The organism is Nakamurella sp. UYEF19 (assembly GCF_040546275.1).
In the GTDB taxonomy this organism is placed as follows: domain Bacteria; phylum Actinomycetota; class Actinomycetes; order Mycobacteriales; family Nakamurellaceae; genus Nakamurella.
The window spans coordinates 138,375-158,559 of sequence record NZ_JBEPNO010000009.1 but is presented as its reverse complement, the minus strand read 5'-3'; the positions used below and the strand labels follow the sequence as shown (position 1 = coordinate 158,559).

The window sequence follows — 20,185 nt, the reverse complement described above, 5'->3', positions numbered from 1 at the left end:
GCCTGTGGGGCACAGTGACAGCATGGCAACCCTCAACTGGACCCGCCGCCGCGTGGTCCCCGCAATCGCAATCACGGTGGCCACTGTCGCCGTCGCCTTCGTTCCCGCCACCGCGACAGCGAGTGCGGGCGCAACCGTCCAGTCCACGGCGAAACCGGACCACGTGGACATCCTGTCCACCAAGGTGTCCGGCATCGACGTGGACAGTTCCACGATTCCCCAGTTGCAGACCCAGATGAATCGCGGGCGGCTGTCGAGCACCGAACTCGTCCGGTTCTACGAGCGCCGGATCGCTGTGCTGAACCCGAAACTCCACGCGGTGATCACGGTCAGCCGCACTGCCTTGGCGGAGGCCGCCTCTGCGGACCGAGCACGCCGCAACGGTGACCGGCGGCCGCTCCTCGGCATCCCGATCCTGGTGAAGGACAACATCGACACCACCGGGATGCCCACCACCGCGGGTTCACTGGCTCTGGCCGGAAGCACACCGCCCGACGCGTTCATCATCAAGAAGCTCAAGGCGGCCGGTGCGCTGATCCTGGGCAAGACCAACCTCTCCGAATGGGCCAACTACCGCTCGACCCAATCCTCCAGCGGATGGAGCGGTGTCGGCGGCCAGACCCACATGGCGTACGTGCTCGACCGCAACCCCTGCGGCTCGAGCGCCGGCTCCGGAGTTGCTGCCTCGGCCGATCTGGCGACCGTGGCCATCGGCACCGAGACCGACGGGTCGGTGGTCTGCCCGTCAGGTCAGAACGGGTTGGTCGGTATCAAACCGACGCTCGGACTGGCCAGCCGGTCCGGGATCGTGCCGATCTCCTCGCAGCAGGACACCGCGGGACCGATGGCCCGCAACGTCACCGATGCCGCCGTGCTCCTCGGTGCCCTGACCGGGGTGGATCCGACCGACTCCGCCACGGCCGCCCAGCGCGGGAAGGTGACCGCCGACTACACCAGGTACCTCAAGGCCGGGTCGCTCAAGGGCGCGCGGCTCGGGGTCTGGCGGGAAGGCAACTTCGGATCGAGCCCGGAGACCGACGCCATCATGGAGAAGACCATCAAGAAGCTGAAGTCGCTCGGAGCCGTGATCGTCGACCCCGCGAACGTGCCGATCGAGGCCGCCTACGCGGACGAGAACACTGCCCTTCAGTATGAGTTCAAGGCCGAGATTGCCGCGTATCTGAAGAAGAACACCTCGGCGAAGTACCCGAAGACGTTGCAGGATCTGATCAACTTCGACAACTCCAGCCCGAGGGAGCTCAAGTACTTCGGTCAGGAGATCTTCGAGCAGGCACAGGCACAGGGACCGCTGACCGATCCGGCATACATCAAGGCGCGCAACAATGCCCGGTCCGTCGCCCAGCACTCGATCGACGACACCATGGCCAAGTACAAGCTGGATGCGATCATCGCGCCGACCAATTCGCCCGCCTGGACCACCGACCTCATCAACGGTGATCACTTCCTGGTGGGCTCCTCGAGCCCGGCCGCCATCGCCGGCTACCCGAACATCACGGTGCCCGCCGGTTACTCCTTCCATCTGCCGGTCGGGGTCTCGTTCCTCGGCGGACGGTGGGACGAGCCGGAGCTGATCAGCCTGACCTACTCGTGGGAGCAGGCCACCAAGATCCGTCAGGCTCCGCAGTTCCTGAAGACCGTGCCTACTGAATAGTGCGGTTCAGACAGCATCCCCACCGAAGCCGGCTCGACCCCGACTGGGGTTGAGCCGGCGTTCGGCGTCGGCGGCGAACTCCGCCCGGACGCCGAGGAGTCGGATCGGTCGGTCGTGGTCAAGGCCCTCGAGAATCTCCAGGACCGCCGCCACCAGGACGTCGGGATCCTGCGTCGGGGCGGCCAGCGTGGTGCTGCGAGTAGTGGTGACGAAGGGCTTGAACCTGACCTTGATCCCCACCCGGACGGCCGGGCGTTCCTCCTCCCGGACGTCGAGAGTGAGCTGACGGACCAGCTTGTCGATCTCGGCCCGTACCTCCGCCCAGTCCGTCAGATCCTGCTGGAAGGTGGTCTCGCGGCTCCGCGCCCGCGCGACGTACGGCGAGCCGATCACCTGGGAGCGGGCCGCACCGCGGGCCAGCCCCACCCACCGTGGACCCATGGTCGGCCCGACCTGGGCGCCCAGGGCCTGCGGGTCGGCGGCGGCGAGCTCACGCACGGTGTGGAACCCCAACTGCGTCAGCCGTTTCGCCGTCTTCGACCCGATGCCCCAGAGCGCGTCGGTTCCGCGGTCCCCGATCAGCTCGAACCAGTTGCTCTCCGTCAGCGTGAAGGTGCCGCGGGGCTTGCCGAAGTCGGTCGCCATCTTGGCGCGCAGCACGTTGTCGCCGATACCCACCGAGGCCCACAGGCCCGTCGCGTCCAATACCGCCTGCTGGGCCTGCCGGGCCAGGGTCAGCGGATCATCGGTGTCGACGCCCACGAAGGCCTCGTCCCAGCCGAGAATCTCCAGCGTCAGCGGGATGTCGGCGAAGTCACGTAGTACGGCCACCACCCCGGCCGATGCCTCTTCGTAGGCCGGGTTGTCGGCGGGCAGGAACACGGCGTCGGGGCACTTACGGGCTGCGACCCGCATCGGCATGCCGGACCGGACACCGAACGCCCTGGCCTCGTAGGACGCCGTCGCCACCACGGACCGCTGGGTCGGATCGCCGCTACCGCCGACCACCACGGGCAGACCCACTAGTTCCGGTCGTCGCAGCACCTCGACCGCCGCGATGAACTGATCGAGATCGACGTGCAACACCCAGGCTGCCATCTTCTCGATTCTGCCGGAAGCCACCATGGCCCGCGCGGTATCGGTGCGCAAATGTATTCGTCAGTTGCCTTGACTAACGTTCGGCGATGCCACACGATCTCCACAGCACTTCCTCAGAGAGGTCGTCTCCCGTGTCACTTCGCAGAACCGTCCTTCGCCGCCGGGTTCTCCTCCCGTCGCTGGCCGCTCTCGCGCTCGCCGTTTCCGGGCTGGCCGCCGTCCATCCGCCGGCCGCCGTCCATCCGCCGGCCGCCGTCCGTTCGCCCGCCGCGGGACCCGCCGCCGTGACCGCGCCGGCCGCCGCGAGCAACCCGAAGGGCGTCGTGGAGGGGTCGGAGACCAGCACCGCGTTGGCCACCGCGCTGCGGGCGGTGGCTGCCGGCGGCGGCCCGGTGTCCTACGGACTGAAGACCCTGGGCAGCGCCGGGTGGCAGGTACTCAGCAGTGCGACGGCGACCCAGGGTGGTGCGGCCATCTCCACGAGCACCTACCCGGCGAGGAACTGGCTGCGGGTGAAGCCGGACGACGGAGGCGCGCCCGGCACCGAGACCGAAGCACTGCTGCAGAACGGCGCCTGCCCCGACGTCTTCTACTCCGACAACATGCGCAAGTGCTTCGGCACCCAGACCAGCGGCAAGGAGACGGTGGCCCGGTTCGCCGTCCCGTGGTGGTGGCGCACCACGTTCACCGCCCCGCCGGCCGGGCGTCAGGCGACGTTGATCGTCAACGGAGTGGTCGGGCAGGCCGACGTCTGGGTCAACGGCACCGAGCTGGCCACGCAGAAGACGGTGCAGGGCAACTACACCCGCTACAGCTTCGATGTCAGCCGGCTGACGCACGGCGGCGCCAATGTGGTGGCGCTGGAGGTCCATCCCAACAATCCGAACAAGATGTTCACCCTCGACAACGTCGACTGGACCCAGGTGGCGCCCGACCAGAACACCGGCATCCAGTTCCCGGTGCAGTTGCAGACCTCGCAGGCGCTGTCGCTCACGAACGCCCACGTCAACCAGCTGGATGCCGCCGACCTGTCGACGGCGGCGCTGAGCGTGGCGACCGAGGTCACCAATCACACGGCCACCGCGCAGACCGGCAGCGTGTCGGCGTTGGTCATCCCCCCCGACGGTCGCAGCCCCGTCTTCGTGACGAGAACCGTGACGGTGCAGGCGAACAAGACGGTCGCGGTGAGGTTGACCCCCGCGGCGTTCCCCGCCCTGACCCTGCACCACCCGCAGATCTGGTGGCCCTTCCAGATGGGCAGGCAGCCGCTGTACACGCTCGTCACCGCGCTCGAGCAGCACGGCACGCTGATCAACGCCTCCAGCGCGCAGTTCGGCATCAGAACGGTGACCAGCACGCTCGTCGGGCCTTCGCCCCTCGCACCGGGCGGTGTCCGGCAGTACTCGATCAACGGCAGGCCGTTCGTCATCCGGGGAGGTGGGTTCTCCGAGAATCTTTTCCTGCACTATTCCGCCGCGGACACGGCGAACCAGGTCGTGCTGCTGAAGAGCATGGGGCTCAACACCCTGCGGCTCGAGGGGCACTTCATGCCGGACGACTTCTACCGGCAGATGGACCGCGCCGGCATCCTCATCGCTTCGGGTTATCAGTGCTGCGATGCGTGGGAACTGCCCGACGACGAGGTGACCCCGCCTCACGAACTCGACGTGCTCGGACTCTCGGCCGCGACCGTGGCGCAGCTGCTGCGCAACCACCCGAGCGTCTTCACGTTCCAGTGGAGCGACAACAATCCCACCGATGCCCAGGAGTCCGTCTCGCTGGCTGCCTTCCGCGCGCAGGATCTGGAGGTGCCGATCATCGCGTCGGCGGAGTACAAGTCGTCGCCGCAGCTGGGACTCTCGGGGGAGAAGGAGGGTCCCTACGACTGGGTGCCGCCGAGCTACTGGTACGACACCTCGCACTCGGAGTACGCCGATGACGGCAGCCTGACCAACGTGGGCGGGTCGTGGGGTTTCGACAGCGAGGAGAGTGCGGGGCACACCGTGCCGACTCTCGATTCGATGAACCGTTTCCTCTCGCCCGCCGATCAGCAGGCGCTCTGGCAGCAGCCGGCCGCCAACCAGTACCACGCCAACGCCGAGACCGACACCACCGGTTACAGTTTCGGCACGCTCTACAATTTCGACAGCGCACTGAAGGCCCGATATGGCGCCTGGAACAGCCTCGCGCAGTTCACGCAGGAGGCCCAGGTCCAGAACTACGAGAACGTCCGGTCCCAGTTCGAGGCGTTCATCGACCACTCCACCAACGCGGACTCGCCGTCCACCGGGACCATCTACTGGATGGCCAACAAGGGCTGGCCGACGCTGCTCTGGGATCTGTACAACTACGACTACGACGAGGCCGGCAGCTATTTCGGCGCCCAGGCGGCGAACTCGTCGGTGCATGCATTGTTCGCCACGGATGACAACACCGTCACCGTCGACAATCTCACCGGCGAAACGCTGCGCGGCCTGACGGTGGACGCGAAGGTGTACTCGGTCGGCGGGAAGCTGCTCGATCACCGGAGCGCCGGGCACATCGACCTGGCCAGCCAGCAGGTGCGGAACAAGGTGTTGTCCCCCAGGGTGCCTCGGACCACCACGCCGCCGGTGAAGGCGACGCTCTACTTCGTAGAACTCCAGGTCAGCAGGGGCGGCAGGGTGATCGACCGCAACGTGTACTGGCAGTCGACTCAGGCCGACGTCGTCGACTGGGACCAGACCACCGGCAACCCACAGGCGACCATGACGCAGTACGCCGACCTCACCGCGCTGCAGGCCCTGGCGCCCGCCTCGGTGCGGGTCACGTCGCACACCTCGTCGGCCGGCTCGGTTCGTCGTCGGACGACGGTGACGATCACCAACACCGCGAAGGCCGGGAAGGTCGCCTTCTTCCTCCGCGCAGACGTCCGCCGTGGCGATGCGCAGGGCCGTCCGGTCGCCGGTGACAACCAGGTTCGTCCGGTCGCCTGGAGCAGCAACGACATCACCCTCTGGCCGGGCGAGAGCCAGACGCTGACCGCCACCTATGCCGCGTCGAGCCTCGGTCGCGCCCTTCCGGTGGTCAGCGTGTCCGGCTGGAACGTCCCGAGCCGGGTGGTCGCGTCCCACTGAGAGTAGTGCTTGGCCAGGGACTGTCGAGGAAGTTGCGCACGACGGCGCTGGCCTCGTCGGTGCGTCCGGCGAGGTGGAGGGTGCTTTCCGCCGCGGTGCCGTGGAGCCGTAGCACCCGGACGTTGTCCGGCGCGGCGACGGTCGCGCTGGCGGGTGCGATCGAGACGCCGAGGCCGGCGCCGATCAGGTAGATGATGGTGGCCCAGTTCGAGGCCTCCTGGACGATGTCGGGTCGACGGCCGGTCTCGGTGACCGGCAGCAGGTTGAGGTGGTGGGCCCGCTCGCCGGCGGTGCGGGGGTAGAACACGAATTTGTCACCGGCCAGCTGTGCACCGGTGACGACGTCCTGAGCGGCGAGTCGATGGTCGGCCGGGACGATGGCGACGAACGGTTCGGTCACCAGTGCCACCGTGGTGATGCCGGGTAGCGGGTCGGGATCACGGACGGTGGCCACGTCGATCTCACCGCGGACCACGCGGGCCAGCAACTGGGTGGTGAAGCCCTCGTGCAGCACCACCTCGACACCCCGATGACGGCGCCGAAATCGCTCGACGTGTTCGATCGGACCGAGATGCAGGGCCGAGCTGACGAATCCGACGTCCAGCCGGCCCTGCTCACCCCGGCCGACGCGGACCACCTCCGCCAGATCACGTGCGGACTGCCGGAGGATCGCACGCGCTCGATCGCGGAACACCACCCCGGCAGGCGTCAGGGCGACGCTCCGGGAGGTCCGCCTGAGCAGCACGGTTCCCAGCATCGACTCGAGCTTCTGGATCTGTTGTGACAGCGCAGGTTGCGCGATGTGCAGCTCCTCGGCGGCCCGGCCGAAGTGCAGTTCGTCGGCGACCGCAAGGAAGTAGCGCAGGTGTCGCAGTTCGACATTCATCGGTCCAGCTTATCAATCTACCTCATTGAGCTATTGGACGGACTGGATCACGCAAGGGCAAGGTGGGGGCATGACCACAGAGGAAACCATCACCCGCCGGCCCGACACTGCCCGCGCCGCAACGATCACCGTTGGGCCGATGGCCGGTCCCGCCGACGCCGAGGCGTTCCGGGAACTCAACGAGGAGTGGATCACCACGCTGTTCACCCTGGAACCGGCCGACCGGGTGCTCTTGCAGGATCCGGAGGGTGAGATCGTCGCCAAGGGCGGCCAGGTGCTGATCGCCCGCAGCGCCGGGGATGTCGTCGGGTGCGTGGCACTGGTGCCGGCCGGTGGCGGACTCTACGAGCTCTCCAAGATGGCGGTGTCCCCGACCGTCCGCGGTCAGGGGATCGGACGGGTGATCATCCTGGCCGCAATCGACCATGCCCGCGGTCTGGGCGCCACCTCACTCTTCCTCGGCAGCAGCACCAGGCTGCCGAACGCGGTCCACCTCTACGAGTCCGTCGGGTTCGTCCACGTGGCGCCGGACAGTCTGGGCCCCTTGCCCTATCAACGCGCCGACGTCTTCATGGCGTACTCCCTGGTCTGACGGCACTCGGAAGCCAACAGGGCGAAGCCGTCGACCGTCGTCCATTCGCCCTCCAACGTGTCCGGCTGGTCGGCAAGACGGTTGACCGCGACATCACCCAGCAGCGGACCCCCGCCGACAGGATGGATCGCCAACTGCAACCATGCCCGCCTCCGGAAAACCGTCGACAGGCTGGGTGGCGACGAGATCTGGTCGGCACTCGGCGGGTGGGTCACGTTCGGTCCCTTCAGATCAACATCTCCGCAGTCACCAGGAAGGGGAGGCCAAGTTCGGAGGCTCCCAGCGAGAGGCAGAACAAACCGGTCGAGACGCGTTCCACGAAGCCCCATTCCCAGATCGCCTGCGCGTCGAGGCCGGAGTGTCCGGCCAGTATTTCGCAGTAGTGCTGTGTCACGGCCTGAGCGTCACCGGCAAGCAGCTGCGGGCACCAACCACGCAGGATGACGCCGAGGTCGTACTCCGGGTCGCCGAGAAAGCCATCGGGATCAACGAACACGACCCCGCCAGGTGCGCCCACTCTCGGCGAGAGCACCCGCAGAGTATTGGTCGGTGCTGGGTCACCGTGCACGACCACACAACGCGCGGAGTCGAAGGCCCCTGCCCTGCGTTCGGCGAACTCCAACGCCATGCGGATCACCTCCGGATTGCACGGCGCATCGACGGCGTCCCGTAGTCGCGAGAGGAAGGCGTGCAGTGAACTGGCCTTGTCGAAAGGCCCGTCAGAGTCGGTGACGTCACGGTCGGGGGCGACCTTCCATGCTTCGGTCAGCAGATTGCACATGGCCTCGATCTGCCGGTCCGGTGACCAGTCGAGATCGTCCAGGGAGGGCCCGAGGGCCTCCATCAGGACTGCACCCCGTCCGATGTCCGCCTCCAGCAGCTCGACATAACCTCGTCCGGCAGCCTTCTCGAGGGTCCGCACCTGCCTGGCGAACTCCGGATCGGGCACGGCGATCTTCAACACGACGTCATCGCCGGCGGCCGTGACCGCGCGCGCCACGTACGCTGCGGTGCCGCCGGTCAGCAACTCTCCGACCGTGAGTTGCCATCGGCGCTCGAGGTCGATCACTTGCGTCGGAAGGCCGCGCAGCCACTCGATGCCGGCCGGTCCGAGACTCTCGGCGCGCTGCCGAACCACGGACGGAAGCGCGATCGGTCCGATCATGTCGTCGAGGTCATCCCGCAAGAGACTACCGACGCCGGGACCGCAGGATGCCGGCCGCGTAGCCGAGGCCGATCAGCGCGCTGATCGGCACGAAAGGCGGTGCGCCGACCAGGATCTGACGGCGGATCGGCCGGAGTTCGTGCACCGCCCAGCCCCGTCGGACGGCGACCTTCCACAGCTTCAGATCGGGGTTGACGGCGTGCGGGTGGCCGACGCCGGTCAGCAACTGCTTGTCGTCGATGGTGTTGGAGTAGACGTGGCACCGGCGGAGGTCGAGGTCCTCGCGGTCGGCGATGGCGGCGATCGCGGCGCCCCTGGCGACGCCCTGGAGGCGTTCACCGACCAGCTTCCCGGTGTACCGGCCACCCACGTCGGTTTCCGCGATACTGCCCAGCGCCCTGGTCATGTCGAGCGACCTCGCCACCGGCTCGGCAAGTTCCAGGGGGGCGGCCGTCACCAGGTAGGTGTGATCACCCGCAGCGCAGTGCGCGGCGATCATCTTGGCCATGTCGGGGTAGACCCGAGGCAGGATCTCGTAGGCGGCCAGTTGTCGGCACCACGCCTTCACCTCCACCTGGCTGCGCCCCGTGATGGACGACAGTGCCTCCTGACGCATGGCATCCAGGTCCCGGTCGGATTCACGGGCCATCCGGATCCTGGTTCTCCGGGCACCGGTGCGCATCAGATCGCCGGCCCGGTAGACGTCGTGCGAACGCAGGTCCCTGGCCATCAGGAAGAGGGAGGAGCCTGGGATCAGGACGTGGTCGAGATCGAAGAACGCGGCGGAGCCCGTCATGGGTTCACCGCGAACAGGACGCGCTCCAGGGGAGCGAAGCCATCTGGCACACCGGGTGTCACCCAGGTGTCGGTGAAAGCGTCGGCAGGCAACCACTCCTCGCGCCAGATGCCCAGGGCCACATCGAGATTCTCCAGGTACGGCCGGAGGCGGTCGTCGACCGGTGTGCGCAGGTGCTCGGCCCAGAGCTGGACCCGCAGGTCGCGGACCGCGGTGCCGGTGGTGACCATGGCGCAGCTCATCTCGCTGTCGGTGCCGACCATCGAGCGGCTGAAGAAGTTGGCCGATCCGATGCACGCGAAGGCGTCGTCGACGAGGAAGAGCTTGGTGTGCACGGTCAAACCCTCGACGCGGTGCATGATCAGGTTGCGGCGCTTGGCTTTCGGAAGACGGCGCAGGATCTTGCGCTCCAGGTCGCCGGTCACCTTGCGCTGCAGCTTGATCGTCCCGCCGCCGTCGGACGGATCCTTGCGGCCGGAGCCGACCAGGATGAGCTTCACACCTCGTTCAGCGGCATCACGGAGCAACTTGTAGAGACCGAAACGCCTGCTACCGCCAGGCATCTCGTAGAAGTACTGGTCCTCGAGGTAGATGTAGCGCTTGGCCCCCCTGATCGCGGTGGCCAGGGTGTCGTAGACCTCCTTGACCCCGCCCCTGGGCAGGGTCGCCCACCGCACCCGCTTCAGCGACCGGACGTAGAACACCTTCCACGGGCTGTACGACCGCATCACCTGGACCGCGATATCCGTGCGGTGCGTGGGTAGGTCGGCCGGCGCGGCGGGAAGGGTCATGGGTCGCAGCGGCGGGTTGAGGACCGCGAGCGAAGCGGGTGGCAGGTAGAAGTAGCGCCGCGGCAGGGTGACGATCTCCTGCCACCTCCACCGGTAGATCTCCCACACGCGGACGGCCGCCGGGCCCTGCAGACGGGCCGCGCCGTCGTGCCAGCCCCAGCGCTTCCGGTCGCTCGTCAGGAGGGTGTGGTGCGGCTGCGCGTCGAATCTGCTGGCCACCAGATCGATCCCGCCGACGTAGGCGGTGAGGTCGCCGCCGATGTGCAACACCGCGACCTTCTGGTGATTGGTGCCGATCCCCGTTCCGGACCAGTCGAGCAGGACACGGTCCCGGAGAGGCGGCGCTCCGAAGCAGTTGTCGGTCGAGGGCAGCCAGCCTCGCATGGTCCGTGCGGCAAGGTTGTTCGCGCGGAACGGTCCGATCTTGGGCCACGGGAGCGAGCCGCTGATCACCGCGCCGGACAGCAGGACCCGGACGTCCACCCCGAGCGCGGCCTTCTCGGCCAGGACGTCGACCACCGGCCGGTATCCAGGATCGCCGGGTGTGCGGCCGGTCAGGTCCATGTCCGGTTCCATCTGCAGGCCGGACAGCAGAATGCTGTCGCCCGGACCGGCGTCGGCGATGGCCAGGTGCAGTTCGGTGAAGTACTCGACGCCGTCGATCACGGCATCCCAGGTGCTGTCACCGAGAAAGGTGGGGCACTCCTCGGTGGGCGGAGCCAGATACCGGGCGGCCAGCGCATCCAGATCCGTGGGGCGTCCACCCGATACGCTCGCGGCATGCCGGACGTCACGTGGTGGGGGCACGCCACCGTCACCGTCTCCGATTCCGGCATCCGCGTTCTCACCGATCCGGTCCTGACCTCGACAGTCGGTCACCTGCGCCGTCGGCGGGGTCCGACTCCGTCCCGCGACGCGGCGAGGGCCGACCTGGTGCTCATCTCTCATCTGCACGGCGATCACCTCCATCTCCGGTCGCTGCAACAAATATCGCATCAGATTCCGATCGTGCTGCCCACCGGTGCCACCCGCGCCATCCGCGCGCTCCGCCGGCTCCGGCACGAGAACATCATCGAGATCCGGTCCGGGGAAGTGGTTCAGGTGGGGGGAGTCCAGGTCAGGGCAGTGCCAGCCCGTCATGATGCCCGTCGGCACGTGCTCGCCAGGCGCGGCGCGGCCCCGCCTCTCGGGTACGTCATCCAAGGCGACCGGCGCACCTATTTTGCCGGCGACACCGACCTCTACCCGGAGATGGCGGAGGAAGTGGGCGAGATTGACCTCGCGCTGCTGCCGGTCGGCGGCTGGGGACCGGGCCTCGGGCCGGGGCATCTGAATGCATCGCGGGCCGCCGAGGCCGCGTACCTGCTCGGCGCCGCCGATGTGGTGCCGATCCACTTCGGAACCCTCTGGCCTGTCGGGATGGACCGAGTCCGGCCGGAGGAGTTCAACAGCCCCGGGGAAAACTTCGTCGCGGCGGTCCGGCGGTCGGCGCCTGCCGTACGCGCCCATCTCCTGGTGCCCGGTCAGACCGTCAGGATTCCCGCATGACGATCGCCGCCACCGCGGCGGACACCACGGTGCAGACGGTCACCTACGCGACGTTGTTCGGGGGAGTGCTCGTCGGCGCGATCGTGCCGGTGATCCCGACCGGGGCGCTCGTCAGTGCGGCCGCGGCGTCGGCGCTCTACAGCGAGCACCCGATCACGGCGTTGCTGGTGGTGGCGGTCGGCGCGATCGCCGCCCTGCTCGGCGACATGGCGCTGTTCAGCATCTGCTCCCTCCCGGTCGGCGACCGGCTGCTGGCCTGGCTGCGGCGACGGGCGGGGCCGGATCTGCTGGAGCGGTCCCACCGGCAGTTGGACAACCACGGCATCCGGGTGCTGATCCTGTCGCGGTTGATCCCCGGAGGCCGGATCCCGATCATGGCCGCCGCGCTGATCCTCAAGCTGTCCTGGCGCTGGTACCTGGCCGGCGACTCGGTGGCGGCGCTCGCGTGGTCCGTCATCTACGCGGCGATCGGTGTCCTCTCCGGGTCGATCTTCGACGAGCAGTGGAAGGGCATCGCGCTCGCCATCACCCTGGTGGTGTTGGTCAGCGTCGGGCCGGCACTCTGGAAGCGTCTGCGTCACCACTCGACCGCGAAGTCCCAGCAGTCGGTTTCGGCTCCGGTCGACGCCGCTGAGTAGTGCCCATCGCGCGATCACCGGTATCCCGTTGTCGCCACACCGTTTCCGGCCCGCCTGGGCGGGTATGGATGGGCAGGGACCAAGCGGAGCGATTCAGCGCCGCCGGCCCTTCCATACGAAGGGAACGTGTCATGACCGCACCGACCGCCACTTCCGGCTCCACCACCAGCTTCGCCGACCTCGGCAAGGAACTCTGGACCTTCCTCACCGGCAAGGGCGCTGCCATCAACTACGAGTTCGTCGACATGAAGGTCGGCGTTCCGCGCAGCACCGGTGCCGATTCGCCCCGCGCCGTCTGGTCGCTGGACGGCACCCTGCGCATCACGACCGCAGAGCACGCGTCGAAGGGATGACGACCTCACCGCGGAGCGCAGAGCTGAGGATCGAGGCCGATCTTCGGATCGACGTCGACGGTCAGCGCGCCTCGCTGGTGGGTCAGGGGCAGCGGCTGACCTTCACGACGCAGGATCCCGGTCAGCTGCTCGCCTCGCTTCGCGATACACCCCTGCCTGCCGGACTTGGTGCAGTGCAAGGGGTACGGGCTATCGGGCGGCTGGCCAATGCGCTCGGGGCGCAGGGCCTCGAGTTCCACGTGGCAGGCCCCGACGGTGATCTTGTGCATCTGGGTGCGGGGGCGCACTCCCGGTGGGGTCGTGCCGTCACGGGTAGCAGTCTCATCAAGGTGAGGAGCCTCCGCGCGGTGAGTTCGTTCGCGCTGCCCGCGGTCCGGCGGTCCCGGTTCCTCGTGCCGTCGGCCGCTGCCGTTGTTGTCGCCGCCGCCGGAGTGGTGTTCGCCCGCGGACGGATGCGGAACCGCGACTCTCGACCTCAGCGCTCTGCGCTGTAGAACTTCCCGGCTTTGGCGCCGGTCATCCCTGCCCGGGACTTGACCCGGTGTCCGCTCTCCGTAGCCTGAGCACGTCAGCCTGATCGTCAGGATGCTCTGCGCCACGGACCAGAGGGAACACCATTGCCATCCCGGGGGGAACAACGCGACCAGCGCCGACCGTCGGCAGGCACTGACCGCGGCGAGCAGATCGGCGGTGGTCTGCGGTGGATCTCGCGGTGGGCCCTCCGTCTCGTGGTCGTTGCCGCCGGGACATGGGTGGTCGGGTACGTGCTCGGGCGGTTCTGGTCGATCCTGCTCCCGATCGTGCTGGCCCTGTTCGTCGCGTCGGTGCTGTGGCCGACGACGGCGTGGCTGCGCAACCATCGGTGGCCACCCGCGCTCGCGGCCTCCGTGGTGCTACTGGCGGCGCTCCTCGTGGTCGGCGCAGCCATCGCTCTGATCATCCCGTCGGTGATCGACCAGGCTCCGGAGATCGCGACCAGAGCGACCGATGGCCTCGACCAGGTGCAGAAGTGGCTCAGCGGACCACCCGTCAACCTGAATGCGGATCAGATCTCCGGCGCTGTCGACTCGCTCGCCACGCAGCTGCAGTCCAGCGCTTCGAGTATCGCGGCCGGCGTGTTCGCCGGTGTCACCTCCGCGATCGGGCTGCTGATCACGGTTGCCACGGCACTCATCCTGGTGTTCTTCTTCCTCAAGGACGGCCCGCGTTTCCTGCCGTGGTTGGTGAAGTCGGTCGGCGAACGGGCCGGCCGGCCGTTGTCGGAGGTGCTGATGCGCTGCTGGGCAGTGGTCGGTTCCTTCATCCGCACCCAGGCGCTAGTCAGCCTGATCGACGCGGTGCTGATCGGCGGCGGGCTGCTCGGCCTCGGTGTGCCGTTGGCACTCCCGTTGGCCGTGCTGACCTTCTTCGGCGGCTTCATCCCGATCGTCGGGGCCTTCGTCGCCGGCGCGATCGCGGTGCTGGTCGCCCTGGTGACCAAGAGCCTCACCACCGCCCTGATCGTGCTGATGATCATCATCGTGGTCCAGCAGTTGGAGGGGAACGTCCTCCAGCCACTGCTGCAGTCCCGCACCATGAACCTGCACGCCGCCGTCGTGCTGCTGGCCGTCACCATCGGCAGCACGCTCTACGGGATCACCGGCGCATTTCTGGCCGTCCCGGTGGTTGCCGTCGTCTCGGAGATCTGGCGCTACCTGGCCGCCCGGATGGACGGCCGCGAATCCGATGACGAACAGCCCGATGCGGCGTCGAATCAGACGTCCAGCGACGCTGCGGGTTCGTCGGCGTAGCGAGCAAGCAGCGCCAGTCCGATCTCCGCGCGCCGAACCCGTTCCCGGGCCATCGCCTCGACCGTGGCGGTGAGGTGTTGGCCCGCCGGGTAGATGTTCGGAGCGTTGCGTACCGCGAACTTCAGGTGCACGGGAGCGGCGATCCGCACCACCGCAGGGATCTCGTAGTGGCGGACCACTCCACCGAAATCGTCCGAGGCCTCGATGTAGAGGTCGAGGGGGAGGTCCACCGCCGATCGGATTCCAGCGAGCATCGGCAGGCTCAGGTCGACCGGCAGGTTGAGGGTGGTGGCGCCCAGGTCCTCCATCAGTCTGGCCGTGGCCGGGTTCGCCACGGGCAGCGACGCCGAGACCTTCACGATCAGGTCCGCCGGCAGATCCCCGGATCTCTTGAGCTTGCCGACGACATCGAGCAGTCCGAGGTCGGCGATCAGCACCGACCGCAGGCCGAGTTGGACGCCGCGCAGGATGTCCGAGAGTCCGTAGGCCAGCTGGTCGGCCCCACGCAGCGCACCGGCCACCGCCCGGCCGCCGGTGGAACTCGCCTGGACGCCGGTGTCCCACGAGGCCCGAGGGCCGACGAACAGGCAGATCTCGATCTGGTGCTCGGCGCCCATCTCCAGCATGTCGCTGATCTCGGTGTCCGTCTGCAGCATGATGCCGCTGCCCTGGCTCACCCGATGAACCGGCACGCTGCGGTTCTTGGCCTCGTCGATCACCGCTGCGAGCGCCAGTGGCCCTTCGCAGGAGGGGATCTCGATGTGCCAGGCGTCGCCGTCGTCGAACCGCAACGACGAGGTGGGAAGGTCGTAGGAGTCACGACCCGGAAGGCCGAGACCGTCCAGAAGTGTCGAACCGTGCATCGTCAACCTTGCTCTCCGGCCGCGGTCATGGCCGATTCCTCGGTGGGTGGACTGCCGATCGAAGATCGGTAGGGATTCATGAACTGGGCTCGCGGCACCTGGTTCGCCAGGACGCCGCCGTCGACGACCAGTGCGGTCCCGGTGACGTACCGGGCGCCTGGTGAGGCCAGGTAGAGCACCGCGGCGGCCACATCCGCCACAGTGCCGAATGTCCCGTTCAACGGGATGTGTTCCTCGTAGTAGCGGCGGAAAGCATTCCAGTCCAACGGGAAGTCCTCCGCCAGGTCGGTATCGATCATGCCGGGACACACCGTGTTGACGGTGATGCCGGCGTACCCGAGCTCGACCGCAAGGCTGCGGGCCATCAACTCCAGCCCGCCCTTGGATGCGTTGTAGGCGGCCAGTCCCGGCTCGGCCACCAGTCCGTTCTTGGACGAGATCATGATGATCCGGCCACCGCCGCCGTGTGCCAGCATGTGCTCGGCAAGGCGCTGGGACAGGAAGAACGGGGCATCCAGGTTGACGGCCATCAGCTGCCGCCAGCCGGCGGGCGGTATCTCGTTGAAGTGGCCCATCACGGCGACACCGGCGTTGTTCACGAGGACGTCGATCGGGCCGCTCTCGTCCCAGATCCGGTCCACCAGCGCCGGAAGCTCCAGGGTAAACGCCAGATCCTGTTGATACCACTTGATCTCGTGACCTGGCAGGCTCCTGCGCAGCGGTCCCGGATCGGCGTCGGGATGGTCGATGACCACCACTTCGGCACCGGAACCTGCGAAGGCCGTGGCGATCCCGCGGCCGATCCCCCGGGAGGCTCCGGTGATCAATACTCTGGTCGTCATCGGGTCGAACCCAGGTCGCGGGAGATCCGGACTGCCGTCCCGGCCACCAGATTGCCGATGCGTAGCACTTCTCTGGGTGCGAACATCGGCTTCAGACCGGTGACGCTGATGGCGCCGGTGCACTCGTCGCGGTGGTCGAAGAGCGCAGCGCCGATGCAGCAGATGCCTTCGGCGTCCTCCTCGTCGTCGATGGAGAAGCCGCGTTTGCGGACCTTGGCCAGGTCGGCCAGCAGGGCGTCGGGATCGGTGATGGTGTGCCGGGTCCGGGCTCCGAGCCCGTGTCGTTCGGCGTCGAGACGAACGGCGTCCTCGGAGCGGTTCGCCAGGATGGCTTTGCCCATTCCGCTGCAGTGCAGGCGTTCCCGGCCCCCCATGTTGAGGTTGAACCGGACCGCGGCCGGCCCGTCCACCTGGCCGACCACCACCGCGGACTCACCGTCCACCACCGAGACCCTGGCGCTCAGCATGGTCGCTGCAGCCAGTTCCGCGAGGTGGGTCATGGCCACATCGCGTAGCGAGACCTGCTGCAGTGCGCGGTCTCCCAGCCGGGCGAGTCCCAAACCGAGGGTGTAGACCCTGGAGGTCAGATCACCCGTGGAGGCAATGAGGTTCCTCGCCTCGAGGGTCTGCAGGACGGCGAACATGGCGCTCTTGGAGGCGTTCACCTTGCGCGCGATCGCCGAGACGCCGAGCCCGGTACCGGCCTCGGCCAACACGTCGAGCACCTCGAAGGCACGGTCGACGCTGCGCACCCGATACCGCTCGTCCACGCTGCTGGTCGTCATTTTCCTATCCCTGCCGTCAGTCCGGTCACCAGATAGCGCTGGAAGGTCAGGAAGACCGCGAAACATGGAATCGCACTGGCCAGCGACGTGGCCATCACCTGGTTGATGTCGAACGTTCTCGTCGAATTGACGGTGGCCAGCAGCACCCCGACGGTGTGGGTGTCCCCGTCGGGTAGGAACAGCAATGCGACGAGCAGATCGTTCCAGACGCCGATGAAGGTGAGCACGCCCAATGTGATCAACGCGGGACGGGCCAGGGGCAGCAGCACGCTGATGAAAGCCCGCGGGTAGGAGGCCCCGTCGATCACTGCCGACTCCAGCAGTTCGTCCGGAAGTGACCGGAAGAAGTTGGTGAGGATGAAGACGGCAAAAGGCATCTGGGTACCGGCGTAGATCAGTGCAGTCATCGGGACGTTGCCGACCAGACCAAGACGACCGACGTTGACGAACTCCGGGATGATGTAGGTCTGCAGCGGGATCAGCATCATCACGATGAGCAGGGACAGGACCACCTGTGATCCGGGGAACCGCAGAATGCCGAACGCGAATCCGGCGAGGGCCCCGACCACGCTCTGCACGATGATCGCCAGCACGCAGAGCATGGCCGAATTGCCGATGGCGCGCAGCAGTTCGGGCTGCTGGAACAGCACGCCCCACTGCTCGAGGGTCCACGAGCTGCCGGCGGTGTCGGTGGAGTGCAGCGACGTCGTCAGCATGTAGGCGATCGGTGCGACCGTGACCAGGGCGAGGAGGACCAGCACCGCCAACCCGAACCCGGAGAAGATCCGCTGCCAGGGTCCAGTGGACCCGCGGGCCGGCGGTCCGGCGGAACGCAGCGGCGCGAGCGAGACGGTGTCAGTCACGCGCGGCAACCCCCGAGCGGATCCGCAGGGCGGTGACGGCCAGCGACACCACGAACAGCACGATGCCCAGGGCGGCACCCTGCCCGAAATTGCCTTGGGCGAAGGAGGTCTGGTACAGCGCGTACTCCAGGGTGGTGGTCGAGCGACCGGGGCCACCGGCCGTCATGGTGTAGATCAGTCCGAAGATCTGGGTGATGGCGGCGGACATCGTCACGATCAGGGCCAGCTCCACGTAGCGGCGGATCTGCGGCAGGATGACCAGCCGCAGCATGCCGAGGCCGCCGGCGCCGTCCAGCCGCGCCGCCTCGATCACCGACGGGTCGACGGTCGCGAGTCCGGTGGACAGCAGGACCACGTTGATCCCGAGGTAGCTCCAGCTGAACGCCAGGATCAACGCGGCCAGCGACGTCCAGTCGCCTGCGAGCCAGTCGCTGCTCAGCGCCGAGAGGCCGATGTTGTCCAGCAGGGTGTTCACCGCCCCGCGGGAGGAGAACAGGTAACCGAAGGTCAACCCGATGACGACCCAGGAGAGCGCGACGGGGAGGAAGAACACCGCCCGGAAGAACGGCCGGCTGCGGCGACGCATCATCAGCAGGTACGAGACGGCCAGTGCCACTGCCACTTCGAGCGGAACGCTGGCGATGATGATGGCGTTGTTGAGCAGGATGCGCCGGAAGTCCGGATTGGCGAAGAGGCCGTTGGTGTAGTTCTGCAGGCCGATCCACTGTGCATCGGTACCGTCCCAACTGGTGAAGCTGTAGTACAGGGCCTGCAGGGCCGGAAGCACCAGCAGCAGGACGACCAGGAGCAGCGCGGGCAGCGCAAACAACATTCCCCACAGCGACCTCCGCGACTGCAGACCCAGGCGCGTACCCCCGAACCGGTTGCCGGGCAACCTGTTTTCGGGTTTCGGCCGCCGGTTGCGCAGTTCGACAGATTTGGACATCGCTGATCCGGTCGCCATCGAGGTCTCCTTCGTGTCGAACCGCATCAGCTACCGAGGTGGTAGTCGACCCGTTGGGCTGCGGTCAGGGACTTGGTGGCCGAGTCCATCTTGTCGAGAACATCGCTGGGGCTGGACTTCCCGGCGAGCACGCTGTTCAGTCCGTTGGTCAATGCATCGGTGACCGACGGTGCGGTGAAGTTGTCGAACATCGGGATGGCCGTCCAGCCCGGGGAGGCGGCCGTCTCCAGCAGGGCGGCGTTGACCTTGTCGGTGGTGGCTATGCCCGTCCGGCTGGGTACCTGGCCGGCGGCCGCCACCAGTTGCTGACCCTCCGCGGAGATGATGTAGGCCTCGAAAGCTGCGGCCGCGTCAGGGTTCTTGGTCGACTTCAGCACGTCGTAGCCGTTGTCCGGTAGGCGGACGAGCTTCTTCTGCGGGGTATCGGAGAACGGGGCCGGCATCACACCGAGGTTGGCGCCGAGAGTCTTCTCGTAGGTCGGGGTGTCCCAGCTGCCGCCCATCACCATGGCGACGGATCCGTCGGCGAAACCGGCCTTCACCCCACGCCAGGTGAGTACGTCCTGGTTGGTGTAACTGTTGGTGCGAAGGGCGGCCCATTTGGTGACCTGCGCGGTGACGGCCGGGTTCGCGTAGCTCTGCGTCCCGGTCAGCATGGCGTCCCAGCCCTTGAGGTCGGAGGCCGCGCCGACCAGGTACGACCAGTCCAGGAAGGACGGGAATCCGCCCGATCCGGAATCGCTGCCGTAGCCGATGCAGGTCTTGCCGGCCGCCTTCACCTTCGTGCACGCGGCGTTCAGCTCGGTCCAGGTGGTCGGGAAGCTGGTGACCCCGAGATCCGAGAGCACCTTCCTGTTGTAGAACAGCCCGTAGAAGCTGCTGGTCACCGGGACTCCGTACGTTGCCTTGGTCAGGTCGCCGTCCTGGGCGTAGTACTGCGCACCGACGGCTTTCAGCTCGGACTGCGGGATGTACTTGTTCAGGTCGAGCATCTTGCTCTGGAACTGGACCTGGTAGCCACCGGGGAACATCGAGGCGATGTCCGGCCCCTTCGAGCCGATCACCGCGGCCTGGAGCACTGCGAAGTAGTTGTCGCCGGGCTGGGCCACGGCATTGATGCTGACGGTCGGGTACTTCTTCTTGAAGCCGTCGATCAGCGGCTTGAGCGCCGTGGTGTCGTCGATCGGGCCGCGGTTCCAGATGGTCAGCGAGCCCGACAGTGCCGGAGCGGAGGACGTCGACGAGCTCGACGAACCGCCGGAACCGGCCGCCGCCGGAGTGCTCGACGTCGTGGCCGGCGAACTGGCGGTGCTGCCGCTGCTGCAGGCCGCCAGGGTGAGCAGTGGCGCCAGGGACAGCGCAACCGCTCGTGATTTCCAGGACTTCATGGCTTCTCCTTGATCGGGTGGGTGGGACGGACGAG

The 20,185-nt window shown here is 67.5% G+C and carries 20 protein-coding genes; 8 read left to right on the top strand and 12 right to left on the bottom strand.

Annotated elements, in window-relative coordinates; translation table 11 throughout:
* Positions 1-22 precede the first annotated feature (22 nt).
* Entirely contained in the window at positions 23-1,672 is a 1,650-nt protein-coding gene (locus ABIB25_RS14625; protein ID WP_354529194.1) for an amidase, read from the top strand.
* 6 nt (positions 1,673-1,678) lie between these two features.
* On the opposite strand, the gene ABIB25_RS14620 is transcribed toward ABIB25_RS14625, so the two are convergent.
* Positions 1,679-2,770: a DNA polymerase IV gene (locus tag ABIB25_RS14620; protein WP_354529193.1), complete on the bottom strand. Its 1,092-nt coding sequence runs from the start codon at positions 2,768-2,770 to the stop codon at positions 1,679-1,681.
* A gap of 131 nt (positions 2,771-2,901) precedes the next feature.
* On the opposite strand from ABIB25_RS14620, the gene ABIB25_RS14615 reads away from it, so the two are divergent.
* Positions 2,902-5,886, top strand: a complete 2,985-nt coding sequence (locus ABIB25_RS14615; RefSeq protein WP_354529192.1) for a glycoside hydrolase family 2 protein — start codon at positions 2,902-2,904, stop codon at positions 5,884-5,886.
* On the opposite strand, the gene ABIB25_RS14610 is transcribed toward ABIB25_RS14615, so the two are convergent.
* On the bottom strand, positions 5,837-6,772 hold the full coding sequence (locus ABIB25_RS14610; protein WP_354529191.1) for a LysR substrate-binding domain-containing protein: 936 nt from the start codon (positions 6,770-6,772) through the stop codon (positions 5,837-5,839). The two genes, ABIB25_RS14615 and ABIB25_RS14610, sit on opposite strands and share 50 nt — an antisense overlap.
* Before the next feature lie 70 nt (positions 6,773-6,842).
* On the opposite strand from ABIB25_RS14610, the gene ABIB25_RS14605 reads away from it, so the two are divergent.
* Positions 6,843-7,364, top strand: a complete 522-nt coding sequence (locus tag ABIB25_RS14605; protein WP_354529190.1) for a GNAT family N-acetyltransferase — start codon at positions 6,843-6,845, stop codon at positions 7,362-7,364.
* On the opposite strand, the gene ABIB25_RS14600 is transcribed toward ABIB25_RS14605, so the two are convergent.
* Genes ABIB25_RS14600 through ABIB25_RS14585 form a run of 4 tightly spaced genes read right to left on the bottom strand, consistent with a single transcriptional unit; the run spans position 7,325 to position 10,923 of the window.
* On the bottom strand, positions 7,325-7,579 hold the full coding sequence (locus ABIB25_RS14600) for a hypothetical protein (RefSeq protein WP_354529189.1): 255 nt from the start codon (positions 7,577-7,579) through the stop codon (positions 7,325-7,327). The genes ABIB25_RS14605 and ABIB25_RS14600 overlap by 40 nt on opposite strands.
* A gap of 11 nt (positions 7,580-7,590) precedes the next feature.
* Positions 7,591-8,529, bottom strand: coding sequence for an aminoglycoside phosphotransferase family protein (locus ABIB25_RS14595; protein WP_354529188.1), 939 nt, complete (start codon positions 8,527-8,529; stop codon positions 7,591-7,593).
* A 25-nt stretch (positions 8,530-8,554) separates the two neighbouring features.
* Positions 8,555-9,325 (bottom strand): HAD family hydrolase, encoded by a 771-nt coding sequence (locus ABIB25_RS14590; RefSeq protein ID WP_354529187.1) that lies wholly within the window; start codon positions 9,323-9,325, stop codon positions 8,555-8,557.
* Positions 9,322-10,923 carry a phospholipase D-like domain-containing protein gene (locus tag ABIB25_RS14585; RefSeq protein ID WP_354529186.1) on the bottom strand — a complete coding sequence of 534 codons (1,602 nt, stop codon included), beginning with the start codon at positions 10,921-10,923 and terminating at the stop codon, positions 9,322-9,324. Before ABIB25_RS14585 ends, ABIB25_RS14590 begins: the two co-directional genes overlap by 4 nt.
* Here ABIB25_RS14585 and ABIB25_RS14580 point away from each other — a divergent pair.
* The 5 genes from ABIB25_RS14580 (at position 10,897) to ABIB25_RS14560 (ending at position 14,445) form a co-directional block, all read left to right on the top strand.
* Positions 10,897-11,664 (top strand): MBL fold metallo-hydrolase, encoded by a 768-nt coding sequence (locus ABIB25_RS14580; RefSeq protein ID WP_354529185.1) that lies wholly within the window; start codon positions 10,897-10,899, stop codon positions 11,662-11,664. The genes ABIB25_RS14585 and ABIB25_RS14580 overlap by 27 nt on opposite strands.
* A complete protein-coding gene (locus ABIB25_RS14575; protein ID WP_354529184.1) occupies positions 11,661-12,302 on the top strand; it encodes a DedA family protein in 642 nt (213 codons plus the stop codon). Before ABIB25_RS14580 ends, ABIB25_RS14575 begins: the two co-directional genes overlap by 4 nt.
* A 131-nt stretch (positions 12,303-12,433) precedes the next feature.
* The gene (locus ABIB25_RS14570) at positions 12,434-12,655 is read left to right on the top strand and encodes a hypothetical protein (protein WP_354529183.1); all 222 of its coding nucleotides are present in this window, start codon (positions 12,434-12,436) and stop codon (positions 12,653-12,655) included.
* A complete protein-coding gene (locus ABIB25_RS14565) occupies positions 12,652-13,149 on the top strand; it encodes a hypothetical protein (protein ID WP_354529182.1) in 498 nt (165 codons plus the stop codon). The genes ABIB25_RS14570 and ABIB25_RS14565 overlap by 4 nt, the downstream gene beginning before the upstream one ends.
* A 123-nt stretch (positions 13,150-13,272) precedes the next feature.
* Positions 13,273-14,445 (top strand): AI-2E family transporter, encoded by a 1,173-nt coding sequence (locus tag ABIB25_RS14560; protein WP_354529181.1) that lies wholly within the window; start codon positions 13,273-13,275, stop codon positions 14,443-14,445.
* Here the strand turns inward: ABIB25_RS14560 and ABIB25_RS14555 are convergent.
* Genes ABIB25_RS14555 through ABIB25_RS14530 form a run of 6 tightly spaced genes read right to left on the bottom strand, consistent with a single transcriptional unit; the run spans position 14,409 to position 20,150 of the window.
* Positions 14,409-15,308: a hypothetical protein gene (locus ABIB25_RS14555; RefSeq protein ID WP_354529180.1), complete on the bottom strand. Its 900-nt coding sequence runs from the start codon at positions 15,306-15,308 to the stop codon at positions 14,409-14,411. The genes ABIB25_RS14560 and ABIB25_RS14555 overlap by 37 nt on opposite strands.
* A 2-nt stretch (positions 15,309-15,310) precedes the next feature.
* A complete protein-coding gene (locus ABIB25_RS14550; protein WP_354529179.1) occupies positions 15,311-16,150 on the bottom strand; it encodes an SDR family NAD(P)-dependent oxidoreductase in 840 nt (279 codons plus the stop codon).
* On the bottom strand, positions 16,147-16,935 hold the full coding sequence (locus ABIB25_RS14545; protein ID WP_354529178.1) for an IclR family transcriptional regulator: 789 nt from the start codon (positions 16,933-16,935) through the stop codon (positions 16,147-16,149). The genes ABIB25_RS14550 and ABIB25_RS14545 overlap by 4 nt, the downstream gene beginning before the upstream one ends.
* Positions 16,932-17,798: a carbohydrate ABC transporter permease gene (locus ABIB25_RS14540; RefSeq protein ID WP_354529177.1), complete on the bottom strand. Its 867-nt coding sequence runs from the start codon at positions 17,796-17,798 to the stop codon at positions 16,932-16,934. Before ABIB25_RS14540 ends, ABIB25_RS14545 begins: the two co-directional genes overlap by 4 nt.
* Entirely contained in the window at positions 17,791-18,762 is a 972-nt protein-coding gene (locus ABIB25_RS14535) for a carbohydrate ABC transporter permease (protein ID WP_354529176.1), read from the bottom strand. The genes ABIB25_RS14540 and ABIB25_RS14535 overlap by 8 nt, the downstream gene beginning before the upstream one ends.
* Positions 18,763-18,788: 26 nt before the next feature.
* Positions 18,789-20,150 carry an ABC transporter substrate-binding protein gene (locus ABIB25_RS14530; protein ID WP_354529175.1) on the bottom strand — a complete coding sequence of 454 codons (1,362 nt, stop codon included), beginning with the start codon at positions 20,148-20,150 and terminating at the stop codon, positions 18,789-18,791.
* Positions 20,151-20,185 lie beyond the last annotated feature (35 nt).